At 58.7% G+C, this 18508-nt stretch carries 19 protein-coding genes; 2 read left to right on the top strand and 17 right to left on the bottom strand.

Annotated elements, in window-relative coordinates; translation table 11 throughout:
- Positions 1-151: 151 nt before the first annotated feature.
- From ASD46_RS01560 to ASD46_RS01580, 5 genes are all read right to left on the bottom strand, one after another.
- Positions 152-490, bottom strand: coding sequence for an integration host factor subunit alpha (locus ASD46_RS01560; protein WP_003512530.1), 339 nt, complete (start codon positions 488-490; stop codon positions 152-154).
- A gap of 243 nt (positions 491-733) precedes the next feature.
- Positions 734-1705: a beta-ketoacyl-ACP synthase III gene (locus ASD46_RS01565; protein ID WP_003512529.1), complete on the bottom strand. Its 972-nt coding sequence runs from the start codon at positions 1703-1705 to the stop codon at positions 734-736.
- A gap of 4 nt (positions 1706-1709) precedes the next feature.
- Positions 1710-2771 carry a phosphate acyltransferase PlsX gene (plsX, locus tag ASD46_RS01570; RefSeq protein WP_003512528.1) on the bottom strand — a complete coding sequence of 354 codons (1062 nt, stop codon included), beginning with the start codon at positions 2769-2771 and terminating at the stop codon, positions 1710-1712.
- A gap of 99 nt (positions 2772-2870) precedes the next feature.
- A complete protein-coding gene (locus ASD46_RS01575; protein ID WP_025593091.1) occupies positions 2871-3434 on the bottom strand; it encodes a YceD family protein in 564 nt (187 codons plus the stop codon).
- A gap of 8 nt (positions 3435-3442) precedes the next feature.
- Positions 3443-3982, bottom strand: a complete 540-nt coding sequence (locus tag ASD46_RS01580; RefSeq protein ID WP_003512525.1) for a ubiquinol-cytochrome C chaperone family protein — start codon at positions 3980-3982, stop codon at positions 3443-3445.
- Positions 3983-4252: 270 nt separating this feature from the next.
- Between ASD46_RS01580 and ASD46_RS01585 the strand changes: the two genes are divergently transcribed.
- Positions 4253-4783, top strand: a complete 531-nt coding sequence (locus ASD46_RS01585) for an outer membrane protein assembly factor BamE (protein ID WP_003512524.1) — start codon at positions 4253-4255, stop codon at positions 4781-4783.
- Positions 4784-4858: 75 nt separating this feature from the next.
- Here ASD46_RS01585 and ASD46_RS01590 read toward each other — a convergent pair whose 3' ends face one another.
- The 12 genes from ASD46_RS01590 to ASD46_RS01645 form a co-directional block, all read right to left on the bottom strand.
- The gene (locus tag ASD46_RS01590) at positions 4859-6997 is read right to left on the bottom strand and encodes a sodium-translocating pyrophosphatase (protein ID WP_025593089.1); all 2139 of its coding nucleotides are present in this window, start codon (positions 6995-6997) and stop codon (positions 4859-4861) included.
- A 219-nt stretch (positions 6998-7216) separates the two neighbouring features.
- A complete protein-coding gene (locus tag ASD46_RS01595) occupies positions 7217-8440 on the bottom strand; it encodes an MFS transporter (RefSeq protein ID WP_025593088.1) in 1224 nt (407 codons plus the stop codon).
- Between the two features lie 21 nt (positions 8441-8461).
- The gene (gene nusB, locus ASD46_RS01600; protein WP_013635887.1) at positions 8462-8959 is read right to left on the bottom strand and encodes a transcription antitermination factor NusB; all 498 of its coding nucleotides are present in this window, start codon (positions 8957-8959) and stop codon (positions 8462-8464) included.
- A gap of 4 nt (positions 8960-8963) precedes the next feature.
- Entirely contained in the window at positions 8964-9410 is a 447-nt protein-coding gene (gene ribH, locus ASD46_RS01605) for a 6,7-dimethyl-8-ribityllumazine synthase (RefSeq protein ID WP_025593086.1), read from the bottom strand.
- Positions 9411-9574: 164 nt separating this feature from the next.
- Positions 9575-10207, bottom strand: a complete 633-nt coding sequence (locus ASD46_RS01610) for a LysE family translocator (RefSeq protein WP_035198110.1) — start codon at positions 10205-10207, stop codon at positions 9575-9577.
- 262 nt (positions 10208-10469) lie between these two features.
- The gene (locus ASD46_RS01615) at positions 10470-11081 is read right to left on the bottom strand and encodes a riboflavin synthase (RefSeq protein WP_003512512.1); all 612 of its coding nucleotides are present in this window, start codon (positions 11079-11081) and stop codon (positions 10470-10472) included.
- Positions 11081-12322 carry a bifunctional diaminohydroxyphosphoribosylaminopyrimidine deaminase/5-amino-6-(5-phosphoribosylamino)uracil reductase RibD gene (gene ribD / locus ASD46_RS01620; RefSeq protein ID WP_025593083.1) on the bottom strand — a complete coding sequence of 414 codons (1242 nt, stop codon included), beginning with the start codon at positions 12320-12322 and terminating at the stop codon, positions 11081-11083. The genes ASD46_RS01615 and ribD overlap by 1 nt, the downstream gene beginning before the upstream one ends.
- 2 nt (positions 12323-12324) lie before the next feature.
- Positions 12325-12804, bottom strand: a complete 480-nt coding sequence (gene nrdR / locus ASD46_RS01625) for a transcriptional regulator NrdR (RefSeq protein ID WP_003512508.1) — start codon at positions 12802-12804, stop codon at positions 12325-12327.
- A 12-nt stretch (positions 12805-12816) separates the two neighbouring features.
- A complete protein-coding gene (gene glyA, locus ASD46_RS01630) occupies positions 12817-14106 on the bottom strand; it encodes a serine hydroxymethyltransferase (RefSeq protein ID WP_003512506.1) in 1290 nt (429 codons plus the stop codon).
- Between the two features lie 210 nt (positions 14107-14316).
- The gene (locus ASD46_RS01635; RefSeq protein WP_003512501.1) at positions 14317-15648 is read right to left on the bottom strand and encodes a L,D-transpeptidase family protein; all 1332 of its coding nucleotides are present in this window, start codon (positions 15646-15648) and stop codon (positions 14317-14319) included.
- A 375-nt stretch (positions 15649-16023) separates the two neighbouring features.
- Positions 16024-16533, bottom strand: coding sequence for a transcriptional regulator LdtR (ldtR, locus tag ASD46_RS01640; RefSeq protein ID WP_025593036.1), 510 nt, complete (start codon positions 16531-16533; stop codon positions 16024-16026).
- 234 nt (positions 16534-16767) lie between these two features.
- On the bottom strand, positions 16768-17205 hold the full coding sequence (locus ASD46_RS01645; protein WP_003512497.1) for a DUF6163 family protein: 438 nt from the start codon (positions 17203-17205) through the stop codon (positions 16768-16770).
- 181 nt (positions 17206-17386) lie between these two features.
- Between ASD46_RS01645 and hemB the strand changes: the two genes are divergently transcribed.
- Positions 17387-18400, top strand: a complete 1014-nt coding sequence (hemB, locus tag ASD46_RS01650) for a porphobilinogen synthase (RefSeq protein WP_003512495.1) — start codon at positions 17387-17389, stop codon at positions 18398-18400.
- The last annotated feature ends 108 nt before the right edge of the window (positions 18401-18508 follow it).

Below are 18508 nucleotides of genomic sequence, written 5' to 3' on the forward strand. Positions count from 1 at the left end.
GCCCGTGGCGGCAAGATACCATTTATCTAAAATTGATTATGATGTGAGTCGACCAGATTTCAACGGCTTGCACGTCGAAATTCAAGCATGTTCACAAGAAGAATGGGGATAAAGGCTTGCCATGCGGCAAAAAACCCGTGTTACAGCCGGCTTACGCCCCGGCTTTCTGACCCTTTTGCTTGGTCTTGCGAGCCGTATGCGCCTTCAGGATTCGCTGTTTCAGCACGTTTGACGCCTTGAAGGTCATGACGCGGCGTGGCGAAATCGGAACTTCCTCACCCGTTTTCGGGTTGCGGCCGATACGCTCGTTCTTTTCCCTGATCTGAAATGTCGCGAAGGACGAGAGCTTGACGACCTCGCCGCGCGTGATCGCATTACAAATCTCGTCGATGATCGTTTCGACCAGTTCGGCGGATTCGGTGCGGGACAGCCCGACTTTACGAAACACAGATTCTGCAAGATCTGCGCGTGTCACTGTCTTCCCGGCCATTTTTCCCCACAAACCGTGTCTGAATTTTTCTCTAGGAGCCGCCGAGATTATTTCCCTTGTGGCGACCGGTCAAGGGATTGTTCCAGATTCATTTGAGGCTTTCGGCAATCAGTGCAATGGCTTAGAGCGACTGACGCGGTTTTGCCGCACGCGGGGGTCGCTTCAGCACGTTTGAACGGGGTACTGCCGCAAAAATCACAACCGATTTTGTGCCAGCGCCCCGGTAAACGCTAAAATTTGCCGTTACCAGCGCAGCAGCACTGCGCCCCAGGTGAAACCGCCGCCCATGGCTTCCAGCATGACCAGATCGCCTTTCTTGATGCGTCCGTCACTGGCCGCAACGGCAAGCGCCAGCGGAATGGATGCGGCCGACGTATTGCCGTGCTTATCGACGGTGATGACGACTTTTTCCGGATCGATATTGAGCTTTTTCGCCGATCCGTCGATGATGCGCTTGTTGGCCTGATGCGGAACGAGCCAGTCGAGATCATCAGCCGTCGTGCCTGTCGCCTCGAAAGCCTGTTCGATGACGTCGGTGATCATGCCGACAGCGTGCTTGAACACTTCCCGGCCTTCCATACGCAGATGGCCGACCGTGCCGGTCGTGGAAGGTCCACCATCGACGTAAAGCTTGTCCTTGTGCGAACCGTCGGAGCGCAGCTGCGAGGTGAGGATGCCACGATCGCTGGAAGTACCCTCGCCTTCCCCTGCCTCGATTACGAGTGCGCCTGCACCATCACCGAACAGAACGCAGGTGGTGCGGTCCTTCCAGTCGAGAATGCGCGAGAATGTTTCGGCGCCGATCACCAGCACGCGCTTGGCCATGCCGCCGCGAATGTAAAGATCGGCGGTGGCCACGGCATAGACGAAGCCGGAGCAGACGGCCTGCATGTCGAAGGCGAAACCGTGGGTCATGCCGAGACGGTTCTGGATGTTTACCGCCGTTGCCGGAAATGTATTGTCCGGTGTCGAGGTTGCCAGAATGATGAGGTCGATGTCATCGGGCGTCAGGCCGGCATTGTCGAGCGCCGCACGCGCCGCAGCCTCGCCGAGCGAAGCGGTGGTCTCGCCTTCTCCCGCTATGTAGCGCTGACGAATGCCCGTGCGCTGCACGATCCATTCATCGGAAGTCTCTACGACCCCTTCGATTTCACTATTGGTCATGACACGCTTCGGAAGCGCTGCCCCGAAACCACGTACGATAGAGCGGATCATTCCCTTATTCCTCGTCAGCCACGAGAGCTTCGGGCGCCGGGGGCGGAAGCCGTCTTGCGTGGTAAATCTTCAGATCGTTTTCAATTTTTGCCGTAAGACCGTTATGGACCATGTCGTAGCCGACATCGACCGCGGAGGCAAAACCGATGGCATCCGTGCCGCCATGGCTTTTGATGACAATGCCGTTCAGGCCGAGAAACACGCCGCCATTGACCTTGCGCGGGTCCATTTTTTCTCGCAGCACATCGAAAGCGCTTTTCGCGAGAATATAACCGATCTTGGCAAAGAAGCTGCGGGAGATCGCCTCACGCAGAAGCGTGGTGATCTGGCGCGCCGTGCCTTCGGCGGCTTTGAGTGCAATGTTGCCGGTGAAACCTTCGGTCACCACCACATCCACCGTGCCCTTGCCAATGTCGTCACCCTCGACGAAACCGCGGTAATCGATGGTGCCTAGATCGGCCTCGCGGATCAGCCGTCCGGCTTCACGCACCTCTTCCTGACCCTTCACCTCCTCGACACCGACATTCAGCAAACCGACGGTCGGACGGTCGATATCGAAAAGCGCACGCGCCATGGCGCCGCCCATCAGGGCAAAATCGAGCAATTGCTGGGAATCGGCGCCAATCGTGGCGCCAACATCGAGCACGATGCTTTCGCCTTTCAGCGTCGGCCATATGCCGGCGATGGCCGGGCGTTCCACCCGCGCCATGGTGCGCAAACAGAATTTGGCCATGGCCATCAGCGCGCCGGTATTGCCGGCGGATACGACGACGTCCGCTTCACCGAGCTTCACGGCCTCGATGGCGCGCCACATGCTGGAGACATAGCGGCCACGACGAAGCGCCTGACTTGGCTTTTCGTCCATGGCGACCGAGATTTCACAATCGTGAAAGACCGACTTTTCCCGAAGTGCGGGATATTGTGCCAGAATGGGGTCGCACTTGCTTTTCTGCCCGTAGAGCAGAAAAGTCACATCGTTGTGCCGTTCAAGCGCCTTGGCGGCACCGGGTATGGCAACATCAGGGCCGAAATCGCCACCCATGACGTCAATCGCTATTCTGATCACTCGTCCCTTATCCTTTTTGCCGCCACTCAAGCGGATTTTGCGCGAAAATACCTGTTCCGGCCTGTGTTACAATAAAATTATTTCAGCCCGGCGGCGCATTCAGTCTTTTTTCCAGTCTTTCAACACGGCGAAAGGCGACGGACGCTTTTCTTCTTCAGGCTCATTTTCGGTCGTATCGGTAAATTCGATATCCGATTTGCGCGGATAGGGATCGATCGCAAGGGCTGCGAATTCCGCAACAGTCGCGCCAACATCAATGCTGTCGCCGGTGAACTGGTCGGGAATGTCAGGGCCATTGGGATCGAGTACGATCTCCCCTTCCTCATTGGTGACCATCCGCGCCAGCTTCGATCCTTCCGGCACGAAAATATGCTCGACGCTCTCGTCGATCTTGCTGGAAACCGGCTCCAGCGTCACGACGCAGGCCTGGGTCACGGCCGCATGCACCTCGCCCTTGATCTTCACGCCATCCCTCTTCCAGCGGGTAACCTGCAGTTCCGCCTTCAGATATTCGACGGAAACCACATCCCAGAATTTCGCCAGTGCCTTCAGTTCCTCGGCATTGGCTTCAAGACCAATCCTCACCGGATTGGCGGAAATATGGCCTACCTTTACGGGGTAGGAAAAAGGCAGATCGTCATTTGCGGCGTGTCGCGCGTTCATCGTAAACCTCATAGTCCAGGCAAAGGCAGCTTCAGGCTTCCGGTTGCTATCGTTTCTTCGGAGCCTGCGGAAAGGTTGGAAGACGCCTCCATCATCCAGCCCGCAAGCCCGTCCAGTTCCGGTGCTTTCTCATCTGTCTGGGGGTATATATTGCGCCGGAGCGCTGCGGCAAGGGCAACGGGGTCGGATGCATCCAGCGCCGCCGCATAGGATTCGAGCCGCCCGTAGAACATACCGGCAAATTTCTTCATGCGCTTCGGCACGCCCTGGTCGCCAATGCCGAGCTCACGGATGGAATGGTCGATATCCTGAAAAAAGGCGTCGACGATCTCCTGGGCGATTTCCTGCCCGCTCACACCGGAGGATTTGGTGCGGCGGAAATAGAGAATCATGATGATCGACAGCATCTCGAAGCGGCCCATCACCGTGTCCGGAACGCCGAGATCAAGATAAAAAGCGGGCGTGCGGGCCGCAGCCGTCAGGATCGCATATTGCCGGTCTACTATGGCGCGGTTGTTGTTTTTCTGTCTGAACAGCCCGAATATCATCGTTTTTTTCCGAACGGGGCTGGTGAATTCGCTCACCCGCCTATCGCACTTGTTGCATGATCGCCAAAGCTGGTTTACCGAAGCATCCACGAATTGCAATGCTGTCGCGGTCACGTTCGTCTTTCGGCTGAAACAGTCTAAGAGACCGGAGGAGTTTCCAAAGGCCGTGAAAGCGTTGAATTTGGGGGGTGATCGGGATTTTCCGTCCCCGGATTGACACAATCATGTGCACAGACACTGTGCACCACGCAATGCCGGAAGGTGCCATTCATGATCGCAGTCGGGGAAAAGCAGTTGAGCAAGCAGAAATCCGCAAGTCACGGCAAAATTCTGGGCAAGACCGCCATCGCAATCGTCGTCGCGTCCACCCTGCTTTCCGCCTGCACCAGCACCACCGATGTGTTCCACAACGGCTACGTCATGGACGAGCAGTCGCTTCAGCTGATCCCGGAAGGTTCCAGCCGCGAGCAGGTTCTGCTGACCATGGGCACGCCCTCCACCACGGCGACGTTCGGCAACGAGGTTTTCTATTACATCTCGCAGAAGCGTGTGCGCCGCGCCGCTTTCATGAAGCCGACGTTGGTCGAACAGAACATTCTCGCGATCTATTTCAACAAGGACGGCGTAATCGAGCGTAAGGCCAATTACGCGCTGCAGGACGGCAAGGTCTTCGACACGATTTCGCGTACCACCCCGACAGGCGGCAAGGATCTTACCTTCCTGCAGCAGCTGCTGTCCGGCGGCACCTCGGGCGCCAATATCGCAAAGAGCATTCTCGGCCAGGGCGGCAACACCCCCTGATCGGAAGACGGAACGGAAATTCAAAGGCCCGGGGATCGCTCCCCGGGCCTTTTTCATTCGTCGAAACCTCAGCCTTCAGTGGGCAAGAACCGCCAATAGCAGCAGCGCCACGATATTGGTGATCTTGATAGCCGGGTTGACGGCCGGACCGGCGGTATCCTTGTAGGGATCGCCCACCGTATCGCCCGTAACCGACGCCTTGTGGGCGTCCGAACCCTTGACGTGGCGCACGCCGTCCTTGTCGATGAAGCCATCCTCGAAGCTTTTCTTGGCGTTATCCCACGCACCACCACCGGAGGTCATGGAAATCGCCACGAACAGGCCGTTGATGATGACGCCGAGCAGCGATGCACCGAGTGCGGCAAAGGCAGAGGCCTTGGAACCTGAGATAAGCAGCACGCCGAAATAAACGACGAGCGGCGCCAGAACCGGCAGCAGCGATGGAATGATCATCTCCTTGATCGCCGCCTTGGTCAAAAGATCGACCGCCCTGCCGTAGTCCGGTTTTTCCGTTCCTGCCATGATGCCAGGCTTTTCGCGGAACTGGCGGCGAACTTCCTCGACGATCGAGCTTGCCGCCTTGCCCACCGCCGTCATGGCGATACCGCCAAAGAGATACGGAATGAGGCCGCCGAACAGCAGACCGGCAACGACGTAAGGATTGGCAAGGCTGAAGGATATTTCGCCGATATTCTTGAAGTAAGGATAGGTATCGCCATTGGCAGCGAAATAGGACAGGTCGTTGGAATAGGCGGCAAACAGCACCAGCGCGCCGAGACCGGCAGAACCGATGGCATAGCCCTTCGTGACGGCCTTGGTGGTGTTGCCGACGGCATCCAGCGCGTCGGTCGCCTTACGTACATCCGGGTCGAGACCGGCCATTTCGGCAATGCCGCCGGCATTGTCAGTCACCGGACCGAAGGCGTCGAGCGCCACGATCATGCCCGCCAGACCAAGCATGGCGGTGACCGCGATGCCCGTGCCGAACAGGCCACCGAGCTGGTAGGTGCCGATGATGCCGCCAACGATGACAAGCGCCGGCAGCGCCGTCGATTCCAGCGAGACTGCAAGACCCTGGATGACGTTGGTGCCGTGGCCCGTGACCGAAGCCTGTGCGATGGAATTGACCGGGCGTTTGTTGGTGCCGGTATAATATTCGGTGATGACGACGATCAGCGCCGTCACCACAAGGCCGACCAGCCCGCACAGGAAGAGGTTCGTGCCGGTAATCTCCATTCCGGCAACCGCGCCGATGGTACCCCAGCCCACGGTCGCGTAAGTTGCCACGGCAAGCCCCGCAATCGAGAAGACACCGGTGGCAATCAGCCCTTTATAGAGGGCGCCCATGATGGAGTTGTTGGTGCCGAGCTTGACGAAGAAGGTGCCGGCAATCGAGGTCAGGATGCAGGCGCCGCAAATGGCCAGCGGATAGACCATCGCGCTTTCCAGTATCGGCGTTCCGGCAAAGAAGATCGCCGCAAGCACCATGGTTGCGACCACCGAGACGGCATAGGTCTCGAAAAGGTCGGCCGCCATTCCGGCGCAATCGCCGACATTGTCGCCGACATTATCTGCGATGGTTGCAGGGTTGCGGGGATCGTCCTCGGGAATGCCTGCTTCGACCTTGCCGACGAGATCGCCACCGACATCTGCACCCTTGGTGAAGATGCCACCGCCGAGACGGGCGAAGATGGAGATAAGCGAAGCGCCGAAACCGAGCGACACCAGCGCGTCAATCACCTCACGCGATCCGGGTGCATGGCCGAGCACCGAGGTGAGGATGAAATAATAGATGGACACGCCAAGCAGCGCGAGGCCCGCTACCAGCATGCCGGTGATGGCGCCTGATTTGAATGCGATGTCGAGACCGGCGGCAAGGCTGTGGGATGCGGCTTGTGCGGTGCGCAGATTGGCACGGACGGAGACATGCATGCCGATGAAACCGGCAGCACCCGAAAGCACGGCGCCGATGATGAACCCGATGGCCGCGAGAGCCGACAGCAGATACCAGGCGAGAACGGCGACGATCAATCCGACGATGGCGATGGTGAGATATTGACGGGTGAGATAAGCCTGCGCACCTTCACGGATAAAACCTGCTATTTCACGCATACGCTCGTTGCCCTGATCGGCAGCGAGAACGCTCCTGGTCGTCCATGCCGCGTAAACCACGGACAGGACCCCACATAAAATCACTATGGGTATTACGGTCATGCGCACTTACCTCCCAAAAGGCCGGGTCTCACTCCCTCCCCGGCGTGGCGAACCATGTGCAAGGACAGGAGCGATCAAATGCGCGGCCTGTCCTGTCGTGGCCATTCTTCCCCTCCCAAGGAAAAATGACCTGCGCGGCAAGATTGCGTTGGCGAAAGGCGTGGCGTCAAGCCCACAAATTTGCCTGAAACATGAAAGGGGTAGAGATCGAAGGCGATCTTACGCGGCGTTTCTGCGCGGGGTCAGCAACAGCGACGCCACCAGCACGAGGCATAGCCCCGCAACCGGCCAGATAACGAGGTTCATGACCGACCAGCCCCAGGCTGTAAACACCTTGCCGGAAGAGAAGGACGACAGCGCTACCGTGCCGAACAGCACGATATCGTGAAAGCCCTGTACCTTGTCTGCCTCATGCGGGCGGTAGCTGGAGGTGATGATGGCGGTAGCGCCGATGAAGCCGAAGTTCCAGCCGAGACCGAGGAGAATGAGCGCCGCCCAGAAGTTCCACAATTCGATGCCCATATGGGCGACGACGGCGCAGGCCATCAGCACGACGAGACCGGCTGCAACGATTTTTTCCGCGCCGAATCGCGCAATCAACATACCGGTGAAGAAACTTGGGCCGAACATGGCGAGAACGTGCCACTGGATGCCGAGCGTCGCAAGTTCGGTGGGAAACCCGCAGCCGACCACCATGGCGAGCGGCGCGCCGGTCATCATGAACGTCATCAACGCATAGGAACCGATGCCGCAGACCATGCCGGTGACAAACCGGTGCGTGCGCACGATTTCCGACAACGGCCGTGCCGCCTGCGCGTGGATAGAGGCGGCCTTCGGGTCCGGCAATTTCAGGAATGCCAGAATGGCAATCGCGATGATGCCGAGCGGCACCAGCGCGATGAAAGCACCGGCGAAGGTGACCGGTGCGAAGACATCCTTGCCGAAAATGGCAAGCTGCGGCCCGATGATCGCCGAGACGATGCCACCCGCCAATATCCAGGAAATGGCTTTCGGCTTGTAAAATGAGGGGGACGCGTCGGCAGCAGCGAAGCGGATTTTCTGCGTGAAGCCGCCGGAAATGCCGATAAGCAGTAGGCCGATCGCAAACAGCCAGAAGTCGGAGCGGAAGAGTGCCACGGCAGCAATGCCGCCGCCGATGGAGCACATCAGCGCGCCGACCATGAAACCCGCCTTGCGGCCGAGAAAACGCGATGCTGCGGCAACGCAGATGGCGCCCAGCGCCACGCCGATGTTGAAACCGGTAAGCGGCGCCGTTGCCAGCGACTTGTCAGCCCCGAGCAACTGGTAACCGGCAAGCGCGCCAACCGAGAAGCTCATAGGTGCTGCCGAGCCCATGATCGCCTGTGCGGCGGTCAGGAGGAAGACGTTGCGCTTCGCCTCGTCCAGTTGAACTTCAAGTCCGGGGACGGAAACGGCGCTCATATCTTCCTCACCTAACGTATTTTAGCGTTTTGCCTCGCCGCGTACCTGCTTGGCAATGCGGTCCAGAACCGCGTTCACCAGCTTCGGCTCGTCGTGCTCGAAGAAAGCACGGGCGATTTCGACATATTCCGTAACGATGACGGCGACCGGCACGTCCTTGCGCTCCAGAATCTCAAAAGCGCCGGCACGCAAGATAGCGCGAACGGTGGCATCAAGACGCGACAGCGGCCAGTCTTCCAGAAGTGCGGAGCGCACCAGTGGGTCGATCTTCGTCTGATCGCGGACGACGCCGGACACGATGGAACGGAACCAGGAAGGATCGGCCTTCAGATAGGTATCGCCATCGACTTCCTGACCGAGACGATGTGCCTCGTATTCCGCCACGACTTCCATCACGCCGGTGCCGCCGACATCCATCTGATAAAGTGCCTGCACGGCCGCGAGGCGCGCAGCGCCACGCTGGTTGGCGGGCTTTACCGAAGGCTGGCGCGGTTCGCCGCCATTTTCAACATCCGACATGCGTTCAGCCACCCAGTTTTTTCTTGAGCTCGATCATCGTCAGCGCCGCGCGGGCCGCAAAACCGCCCTTATCCTTGTCAGAACGGCGAACACGCGCCCATGCCTGATCGTCGTTTTCGACGGTGAGGATGCCGTTGCCGATGGCCAGCGATTCGCTGACGGCGAGATCCATCAGGGCGCGGGAGGATTCGTTGGAAACGATGTCGAAGTGGTAGGTCTCGCCACGAATGACCATGCCGAGCGCTACGAAACCATCATATTCCGTGCCTTCGTTGTCGCCGCCATCCAGCGCCATGGCAATGGCAGCGGGGATTTCGAGCGCGCCGGGAACGGTGATGACGTCATAGGTTGCGCCAGCCTCATCCAGCGCGAACTTCGCGCCTTCGAGAAGAGCGTCTGCCATATCGTCGTAAAAGCGTGCTTCCACGATAAGAAGATGGGGTTTGGACATGGGATTTTCCTGAAAAGGTTCGGGCCGGATCATACCGGCTTTTGCGGCGGTCAAACCACGGCTGGCCGTTTTTGGCAAGTAATTTCATGTGTCACCCGCGCAAGAGGCCCCGTTTACGAGACAATTGCGCAGGTTTTCGCCTTATCCGGCGCGGCTTACGAAAATCAGGTTTTCTGGAAAGCCAGATGCACGCCAAGCCCCATCAGCACCGTTCCCGCAGTGCGACGGGCAAGCACCTGCACCCTGCTGGAGCGCTTGAGCCGCCCGACCATCGCGCCCGCCAGAAGCACGCCAACCAGATCGGCGGAGGAAAAAATGAAATTGACGGCAATACCGAGGATCAGCAATTGCAGCCAGATCGGAAAGGCCGCCGCCGGATCAACGAATTGCGGCAGAAACGCCAGAAAGAACAGCGCCGTCTTCGGATTGAGCACGTCGACGATGATGCTGTCGATGAAGGCGCGCCTTGCCGATTTCGGTTCGATGGTCAGATTGACGGCCTCACCTTCAAGCTTGCTGCGCAGCATCGAGAAGCCGAGCCAGATGAGATACAGCGCGCCACACAGCTTCACGGCCAGATAAAGCCACGGCACCGCCTGGAACAGCACCGAAAGCCCCGCCGCAGAGGCGACGATATGGAAATAGCAGCCGACATGGATGCCAAGCACCGCCATCAGTCCGGCAAACCGGCCGCGCGCCATGGTCTGCGCCGCCGCATAAAGCATGGCCGGGCCGGGAATAAAGGCAAACAGGGCGGTGGTGATGAAAAAGGCTGTCAGCAGTTCGAAAGACGGCATGTCGTAATCCCCCTACCCCGTTTGGGCCTAAAGACGTCTTTATAGTGTTTGCGCGTCAATCGAAAGCGGAGTGCGGGACAACAACTGATCTGTCGCGATGGCGGAGGACTGTAAAGTCTATCCGGCATTCCGGCCTTGAGAGATAATCCAGTCAACGCGCGTCTGCGCGGCGGCAAGAGTCTTTTCAGCCCAAGGATTTGGGCCAGTCGGATACAGGCTCAAGGCCGAGAGTGTATTTCAGCACAATAGATGCCGAACGTTGTTACGCCGAGGGAAACTCCGCAAGCCTTGCGGCATATCGCGCCATGGTGTCGACTTCGAAATTGACGAAATCACCCGGTTGGCGCTCACCCCATGTGGTGACGGTGAGCGTATGGCGGATCAAGAGCACGTCGAAATCCGTTCCGTCGACCGCATTGACGGTCAGAGAAGTGCCATCGAGTGCAATGGAACCCTTGGGCGCCACGAATTTCGCCAGATGGTCGGGCGCGCGCAGGCGGATACGGACCGCCTCACCTTCCGGCTCGACAGACAGAATCTCCGCCTTGCCATCGACATGGCCGGAAACGATGTGACCGCCAAGCTCGTCGCCAATCTTCAGGGCGCGCTCCAGATTGACATGCGTGCCCTTCTGCCAGCCCGCAATCGTCGTCAGGCGCAATGCCTCTTCCCAGGCCTCGACCTCGTACCAGCGCTCGTTGCTGCCGTCTTCGGGCAGTTTGGTCACCGTCAGGCAGACGCCGCCATGGGAGATCGATGCGCCCATATCGATGGTCTTGGGATCGTAATTGGTCGCCACCCGCAGACGAATGCCTTCCGCCAGAGCTTCCAGCTCGGACACGGTTCCAACATCGGTGACAATTCCGGTAAACATCAAAGCGGCCTTTCATAATCGAAGCAGCGATCCGGCCCGTAGGCGGTTTCGCTGACCAAAACATAATCGCCCGGAATATCGGCACGGCTTAGCGGCGTTTCAATCCCGCCTTCACCAACCACGACCGGGCTTTCAAACAGCATGATACGGTCCACGAGATCGGCTTCAAGGAACGATTTTGCGGCAAAAGCGCCGCCTTCGACCAGAAGTTCCGACATGCCGCGTTCAGCGAGAATGTGAAGGAGGTTCTCGATGGTTGGTGCTTGAAGGATTTCGACGCCTGCGTCGGTCAGTTGTTGGCGACGGTCGTGGCTACCCCCCTCTGCCCTGCCGGGCACCTCCCCCTCACGAGGGGAGATCGATAGGGCAGCATTTTTTCCGACACCAAAGGTGGGCGAATGAGTAACGGATTCAATATCTGAACGAGTCGGTCGCGGCGAGTCGATCTCCCCCCTTGAGGGGGAGATGCCCGGCAGGGCAGAGGGGGGTAGCGCAGCAACGACAACCGGCAAGTCCCTCGCCGTCTTCACCAGCTTAGACGTCAACGGTAGTTCAAATTTGCGATCAAGCACGATTCGGACCGGAGAACGATCTTCGAGACCTGCAATTCGAACGGTCAGTTCCGGATCGTCCGCTATCGCGGTACGGATGCCCACGAGGATGCAATCGCAGCGCGCTCTCAGTTCATGCACGGCGTGCCTGGCCTGCGGACCGGTGATCGCTACCTGTCCCTCCCCTTGTCTGCCGATCATGCCATCGGCAGAAATGGCAAGCTTCAGAATCACATGCGGGCGTTTTTTAACCTGGCGTGTGAGGTAACCCGCAAGCGCTCTCTTGCCTTGTTCGCGCAGCAGGCCTGTTTCCACGACAATGCCCGCCTCCCGCAGGATGGAGTAACCGCGACCGGAAACACGCTCGTCCGGGTCGTCAACCGCCACAACGACACGGGCCACGCCGTATTCGACCAGCGCATTAGCGCAGGGCGGCGTCTTGCCCCAGTGCGAGCAGGGTTCAAGGGTGACATAGGCTGTTGCGCCGCGCGCCGCTTCGCCGGCGATTTCCAGCGCCTGGCGTTCGGCATGGGGGCGGCCGCCAATTGCGGTCACCGCTTCGGCGATGATTTTTCCGTCCTTGACGAGAACGCAACCGACGGAGGGATTGGTCTCGGTTTGACCCTGATGACGCAGGGAAACCTCGATTGCCCGGGCCATGAATTTTTCGTCATCGGCGCGGCTCGTCACGTCTATGCTCCGGCGTCTGTATCTCGGGCGATCTTGGCGTTGATTTCGGCAATCACGTTCTCGAAATCCTCGGCATGACTGAAATCGCGATAGACCGAGGCGTAACGTACGAAGGCCACGTCATCGAGGCTCTTCAGCGCTTCAAGCACCTGGAGGCCGATTTCTTCCGAGGGGATTTCCGTCTCGCCGGAACTTTCCAGACGGCGAGCAATGCCCGAGACGGCCCGCTCGATCCGGTCCCGGTCAACCGGGCGTTTGCGTAGCGCGATCTCGAAGGATCGCACCAGCTTTTCCCGGTCGAAGGGCAGCTTGCGGCCGCTTTTCTTGATGACCATCAGCTCGCGCAGTTGCACGCGCTCATAGGTCGTGAAGCGGCCGCCGCAATCGGGGCAGATGCGCCGCCGGCGGATGGAGGTGTTATCCTCCGCCGGACGCGAGTCCTTGACCTGTGTGTCTTCGGAACCGCAAAATGGGCAGCGCATCTCTTTACGTCCTTACATGTACGGATACATCGGGAAACGGTCAGTCAGGCCGACGACCTTTTCGCGCACCGCAGCTTCAACAGCAGCGTTGCCCTCATCCGAGTTGGCGACCTTCAGACCATCCAGCACCTCGACGATCAGCTTGCCGATTTCGCGGAATTCCGCTTCCTTGAAACCGCGCGTCGTGCCGGCCGGTGTGCCGAGACGCACACCCGAGGTGACGAAAGGCTTTTCCGGATCGAAAGGAATGCCGTTCTTGTTGCAGGTGACGTAAGCGCGACCGAGAGCTGCTTCAGCACGCTTGCCGGTGGCGTTCTTCTTGCGAAGGTCAACCAGCATCAGGTGGTTGTCAGTGCCGCCGGAGACGACATCAAGACCACCTTCGATCAGCGTTTCGGCAAGCGCCTTGGCGTTCTTGACGACCTGTGCGGCGTAATCCTTGAATTCCGGCTGCAAAGCTTCACCGAAGGCAACTGCCTTTGCGGCGATGACGTGCATCAGCGGACCGCCCTGCAGGCCGGGGAAAACGGCGGAGTTGAACTTCTTGGCCAGATCCTCGTCATTGGTGAGGATCATGCCGCCACGCGGGCCGCGCAACGACTTGTGCGTCGTCGTGGTGGCAACGTGGCAATGCGGGAACGGCGACGGATGCTGGCCACCGGCAACGAGACCAGCGATGTGGGCCATATCGACCATCAGATAGGCGCCGACTTCATCGGCGATCTCGCGGAAGCGCTTCCAGTCCCAGATACGGGAATAGGCGGTGCCGCCGGCAAGGATAAGCTTCGGCCGGGTTTCCTTGGCCTTGCGCTCCACCTCGTCCATGTCGAGCAGGTTGTCACCTTCGCGCACGCCGTAAGACACGACGTTGAACCACTTGCCGGACATGTTGACCGGCGAACCGTGCGTCAGATGGCCTCCGGAGTTCAGGTCGAGACCCATGAAGGTGTCGCCCGGCTGGAGCAGCGCGAGGAACACGGCCTGGTTCATTTGCGAACCGGAATTTGGCTGGACGTTGGCGAAGTTGACGCCGAACAGCTTCTTGGCGCGCTCGATGGCAAGCTCTTCAGCAATGTCTACGAACTGGCAGCCGCCGTAATAACGCTTGCCCGGATAACCTTCGGCATATTTGTTGGTCATGATCGAACCCTGCGCTTCAAGCACAGCGCGGGAAACGATGTTTTCCGAGGCGATCAGTTCGATCTCGTGGCGCTGGCGACCCAGTTCCTTCTCGATCGCGCCGAAAATATCCGGATCGACTTCGGCAAGCGGACGGGAGAAGAAAGCATCTGTGTTCGACATGGTGAAGGCTCCTGAAACAGTAATGCGATGGCGTCTTAGCGCCCTGCCCGAACAAGAGCAATACGGGCAGCGAGATTTGCCCGTCAAACTGCGACGTTGCGACAAAAAACGGCAGCTGTTTTTTCAAAACCAGCAGCGAAAATGAAAAAAGCCGCACCCGACGGGGTGCGGCCTTTCACTTAAATATAAAAACCTGATGGCAGCGCCGGATCAGTTGCGCGGCAACAGGTCGTCGTCGACGGGTCCAGCCGGCTGTTCGATGCCGGTGGTGGTGTTGAGTGCCAGTTCGGCGTTGCCGTCCTTTTCATAGATGTCGTCGCGGAACTGCACCACGCCGTCCTTCGCCGACCATGCGGTGATGTAGACGAAATAGACAGGCACTTCCTGCGCCAGCTTGATCGGTGTGTTGACGCGGGTGGCGATGACGCGTTCCATTTCCTGACGCGACCAGCCGGGCGTGTCGCGCAGCAGCCAGCTTGTGAGGTCGCGCACGTTCTGTACGCGCACGCAGCCGGACGATTCGAACCGCATCAGCTTGTTGAACAGACCCTGCTGCGGCGTGTCGTGCATATATTCGTTGTTCGGATTGTGGAAGTTGATCTTCGTCGAGGACATGGCGTTGATCTTGCCGGGGTCCTGGCGGAACATCAGGTTCGGTGCCTTTGGCGCAAACCAGTCGACCGCCGTCGGCGAAACTTCCTGTCCCTTGCCGTCGATGAGGCGGATGTTGTTCCGCTCCAGATAGGTCGGGTCCTTCTGCATCAGCGGCACGATGTCCTTTTCGACGATCGAGCGCGGCGCTGTCCAGTAAGGGTTGAGGATGACTTCGTAAATCTTGGAATTGATGACGTGCGTCGGGCGGCTGGCGCGACCGACGACGGCGGTGTTGCGCAGGACGACGCGCTCATTCTCAACCGCTTCGATGGCAGCGGCCGGAATGTTCACCATCAGGTGACGCTGGCCGAGATCGCCGGACATGGACTGAATGCGCACGAGGTTGGTCTGCAACTGCGCCAGACGGATCTGGGCCGAAACATTGAGCGCCTTGGTCGTGTATTCGCCGCTGACACCATCGGCGGGAAGGCCGTGGCGGGCCTGGAAGCGCTTCAACGCACCATCGACGTAAGAGTCGAAGGCGCTGGAAATGCCAGCTTCGCGCGGCAGGTCGCCGGAGACCATCAATCGCTGGCGAAGCGCCTGAACGGAAGGATCGGAAACGCCGATCTGGAGACGCTGCTGGGTGACGGGCACGTCCGGCCAGCCGCCATTCTGCACGATCTGCTGATATTGCATGATCGCCTGCTGCATGTAGACAGGCGCTTCCCGTCCGAGAACCGGGTTGTTGGAAACGACGCCAACGGCGGAACGCGACGAATTCGCGTCGAACTGGTCATCCCAGTTGCCGCGGCGCGATGAGCCCATGAGATCGTTGAGCGCATTCTGCGCCAGGGCCGGCGCGGCAAGCGCGGCAACACCAACGGAAACAGCCGAGCGCAGAAGCGCACGGCGCGATACGGATTCGGAAACGGATTTTTTTGTCATTCTACCTACCAGCCACTCTCTTCGGCATTCTCAACAATGCCTAAATCAATATGATTAACAAACACGTACAACGTGTCTGCCGGCCGGTAATGCTCAATACCCATGGTCTGGGCGCTATTGTCTGGCAGAACAGTCGGGACTTGCCACGACAGCAGGAGAAACCGCCGGCTCCTTCACCTTTGCGGGTCCCATATCAATATGGCCAATTCGTGTCACGGACCTTTTCTCACGAAGCTGTGTATGCCTACAAAACAGGGCGAAAACGCACCTGAGAGACCGGGCTTGACACGCACAGGTGAACGGCGCCTCGAACACGAATCCGCAAGCCGGAGGCAAACCGATGCCCCCGGCGCTAACAGTGAAACCGCCGCGGAATTAGAGACGATAAGCGATGCTATCGTTCCAGAAGCGATCGAGGCGCTGCAGCAGCTTGTTCATTTCGGAGAACTCGCCGGTGCCGATGCCGCCGACCTTTTCAATCGAGCCGACGTGGCGCTCGTAGAGGTGAGCAACCGTTTCTGCGATTTCCTGGCCTTTTTCAGTCAGGCTGATGCGGACCGAGCGGCGGTCGACACGCGAGCGCTGGTGGTTGATGAGACCGAGGTCTACGAGCTTCTTGACGTTGTAGGAGACGTTCGATCCGAGGTAATAACCACGCGAACGAAGCTCGCCGGCCGTCAGTTCGGAATTGCCGATGTTGAACAGCAGGAGCGCCTGAACGGCGTTGACATCATCGCGACCCTGACGATCGAACTCGTCCTTGATGACATCGAGGAGGCGGCGGTGGAGACGTTCCACCAGGTGCAGCGACTCCATGTAGAGCGAACGGATGGTATCTTCATGTGCGTCGGCAACAACGGCCTGCGGCTTTGCTTTGCTATTGATCATGACTGCCTCACTGTTTTGTTTGGCGGTGTGTTTGTTTGTCTCCCGCCTTGAGTGAGAACCTAATCAATGCGCATAAAATTCTACTTAAAAGCTACGATTAACAAATGCTTACCTGCATTTTCCCAAGTGGGTCAAACTTGTGGCGAAGCGGGACTGGCTTATCGCCATGCATTACAAATCAAAGACTTAGCAATAAAATTCGACCGAAAACCAGGCTGAATTGCTTTATTCTTATGGTAAATCAATTCTTGCGCGCTCTTCATTCTGGCGCTGATCGAGCCAAAAAGCGACCAGGAATAGTATATAAATGGTTGCCACGAGACCGTGCATGACGGGTACAAGCGTGTTGGCGCCGAAGATATATGGCCACACCTTATACATGGCGATCTGGGTGCCGGCACCCAAGACCCACATGACTGCCCCCCAGGAGGCGCCGAGCCAGAGACCGAGCGCTGCGACGGGGAAAATCACCGCAAGCGCACTACCCGCCACTCGCCATGGCAGGTTAAGCATATCGAACCGCCCATGCCCGCCGAGAGAATATCCCGTCAGCATCGCCCAATATTGCAGGCCGAACCAGAAACAGGAAACCGCGACCAGCCTCATGAAGACCAGAAAGAGGATTTCCGTCAGCGGACGTTTCGGCAGAGGTTGAGAATCAGGTTCCATGGCCGGAAGATACGGTTTCCGCGGGCGGGCGACCAGCCCATATTGAATTCGGCGGCTTGCCTTGTCAAAGCACCCTCGCCCACCGGGGAAGTCCAGGGGGAAACATTGTCGCATTCGCACGGCGCTTGCTTCGTGTTATGCAGCTTTCCTGACTTGGGTGGGATACGAAGGACATTCTTACATGCAGGACAAAACGCATCTGGTCGACGCGATCACCGGCCATCGCCGCATGCGCCGCAATCGCAAGGCCGACTGGACTCGCCGTCTGGTTCAGGAAAGCCGCCTGACCGTCGATGATCTCATCTGGCCGGTCTTCATCGTACCGGGCAGCAATATCCTCGATCCCATACCGGCGATGCCCGGCGTAAACCGCATGAGCGTCGACAAGCTGGTCGAAGCGGCGAAGGAAGCCGCCGATCTCGGCATTCCGGCGATTGCGACCTTCCCGAATATCGAGATGGACTTGCGCGACGAGACCGGCTCGAATGCGCTCGAGGCCAACAACCTCATCAATCAGGCGACCATCGCGGTCAAAAAAGCGGTTCCGAATATCGGCATGATCACCGATGTTGCGCTCGATCCCTTCACCAGCCATGGGCATGACGGCATTCTGCGCGGCGACGAGATCGTCAATGACGAGACCGTGGACCAGGTCGTTCGTGCTGCAATCCTTCAGGCCGATGCCGGTTCGGACATTATTTCTCCGTCCGAGATGATGGATGGCCGCATTGGCGCCATCCGCCGCGGCCTGGATGCGGCCGGGCACCAGAACGTCGGCATCATGGCCTATGCCACAAAATTCTCCTCCGGCTATTACGGTCCGTATCGCGAGGCCATTTCGACGGCCGGACTGCTGAAGGGGGACAAGAACAGCTATTACATCAGCCCCGCTAACGGCATGGAGGCAATCCGCGACGCAGCGCTCGACGTCGAAGAAGGTGCTGACATGCTGATGGTCAAACCTGGCTTGCCCTATCTCGACATCTGTTGGCGGCTGAAAGAGAATTTCGGGCTGCCCACATTCGCCTATCAGGTGTCCGGTGAATATACCCAGATCAAGGCAGCGGCCATGCATGGCTGGATCGACGGCGAGCGCGTGATGATGGAAACGCTTCTCTGTTTCAAGCGTGCAGGCTGTGATGGCATTCTGAGCTATTTCGCAGTGGAAGCCGCGCGCAAACTCGCGAAGGGCTGACAGCCGACGCTTATTGTATTCGGTCGTTTTCTTCCCATATTGTTTGCTGACACGGAATGCTGCCTGACGAAAAGCGCGTTTCGAGCTGTCATGTCTTCTCAGGAGAAA

The organism is Rhizobium sp. Root491, from assembly GCF_001427205.1.
GTDB classification, from domain to species: domain Bacteria; phylum Pseudomonadota; class Alphaproteobacteria; order Rhizobiales; family Rhizobiaceae; genus Agrobacterium; species Agrobacterium tumefaciens.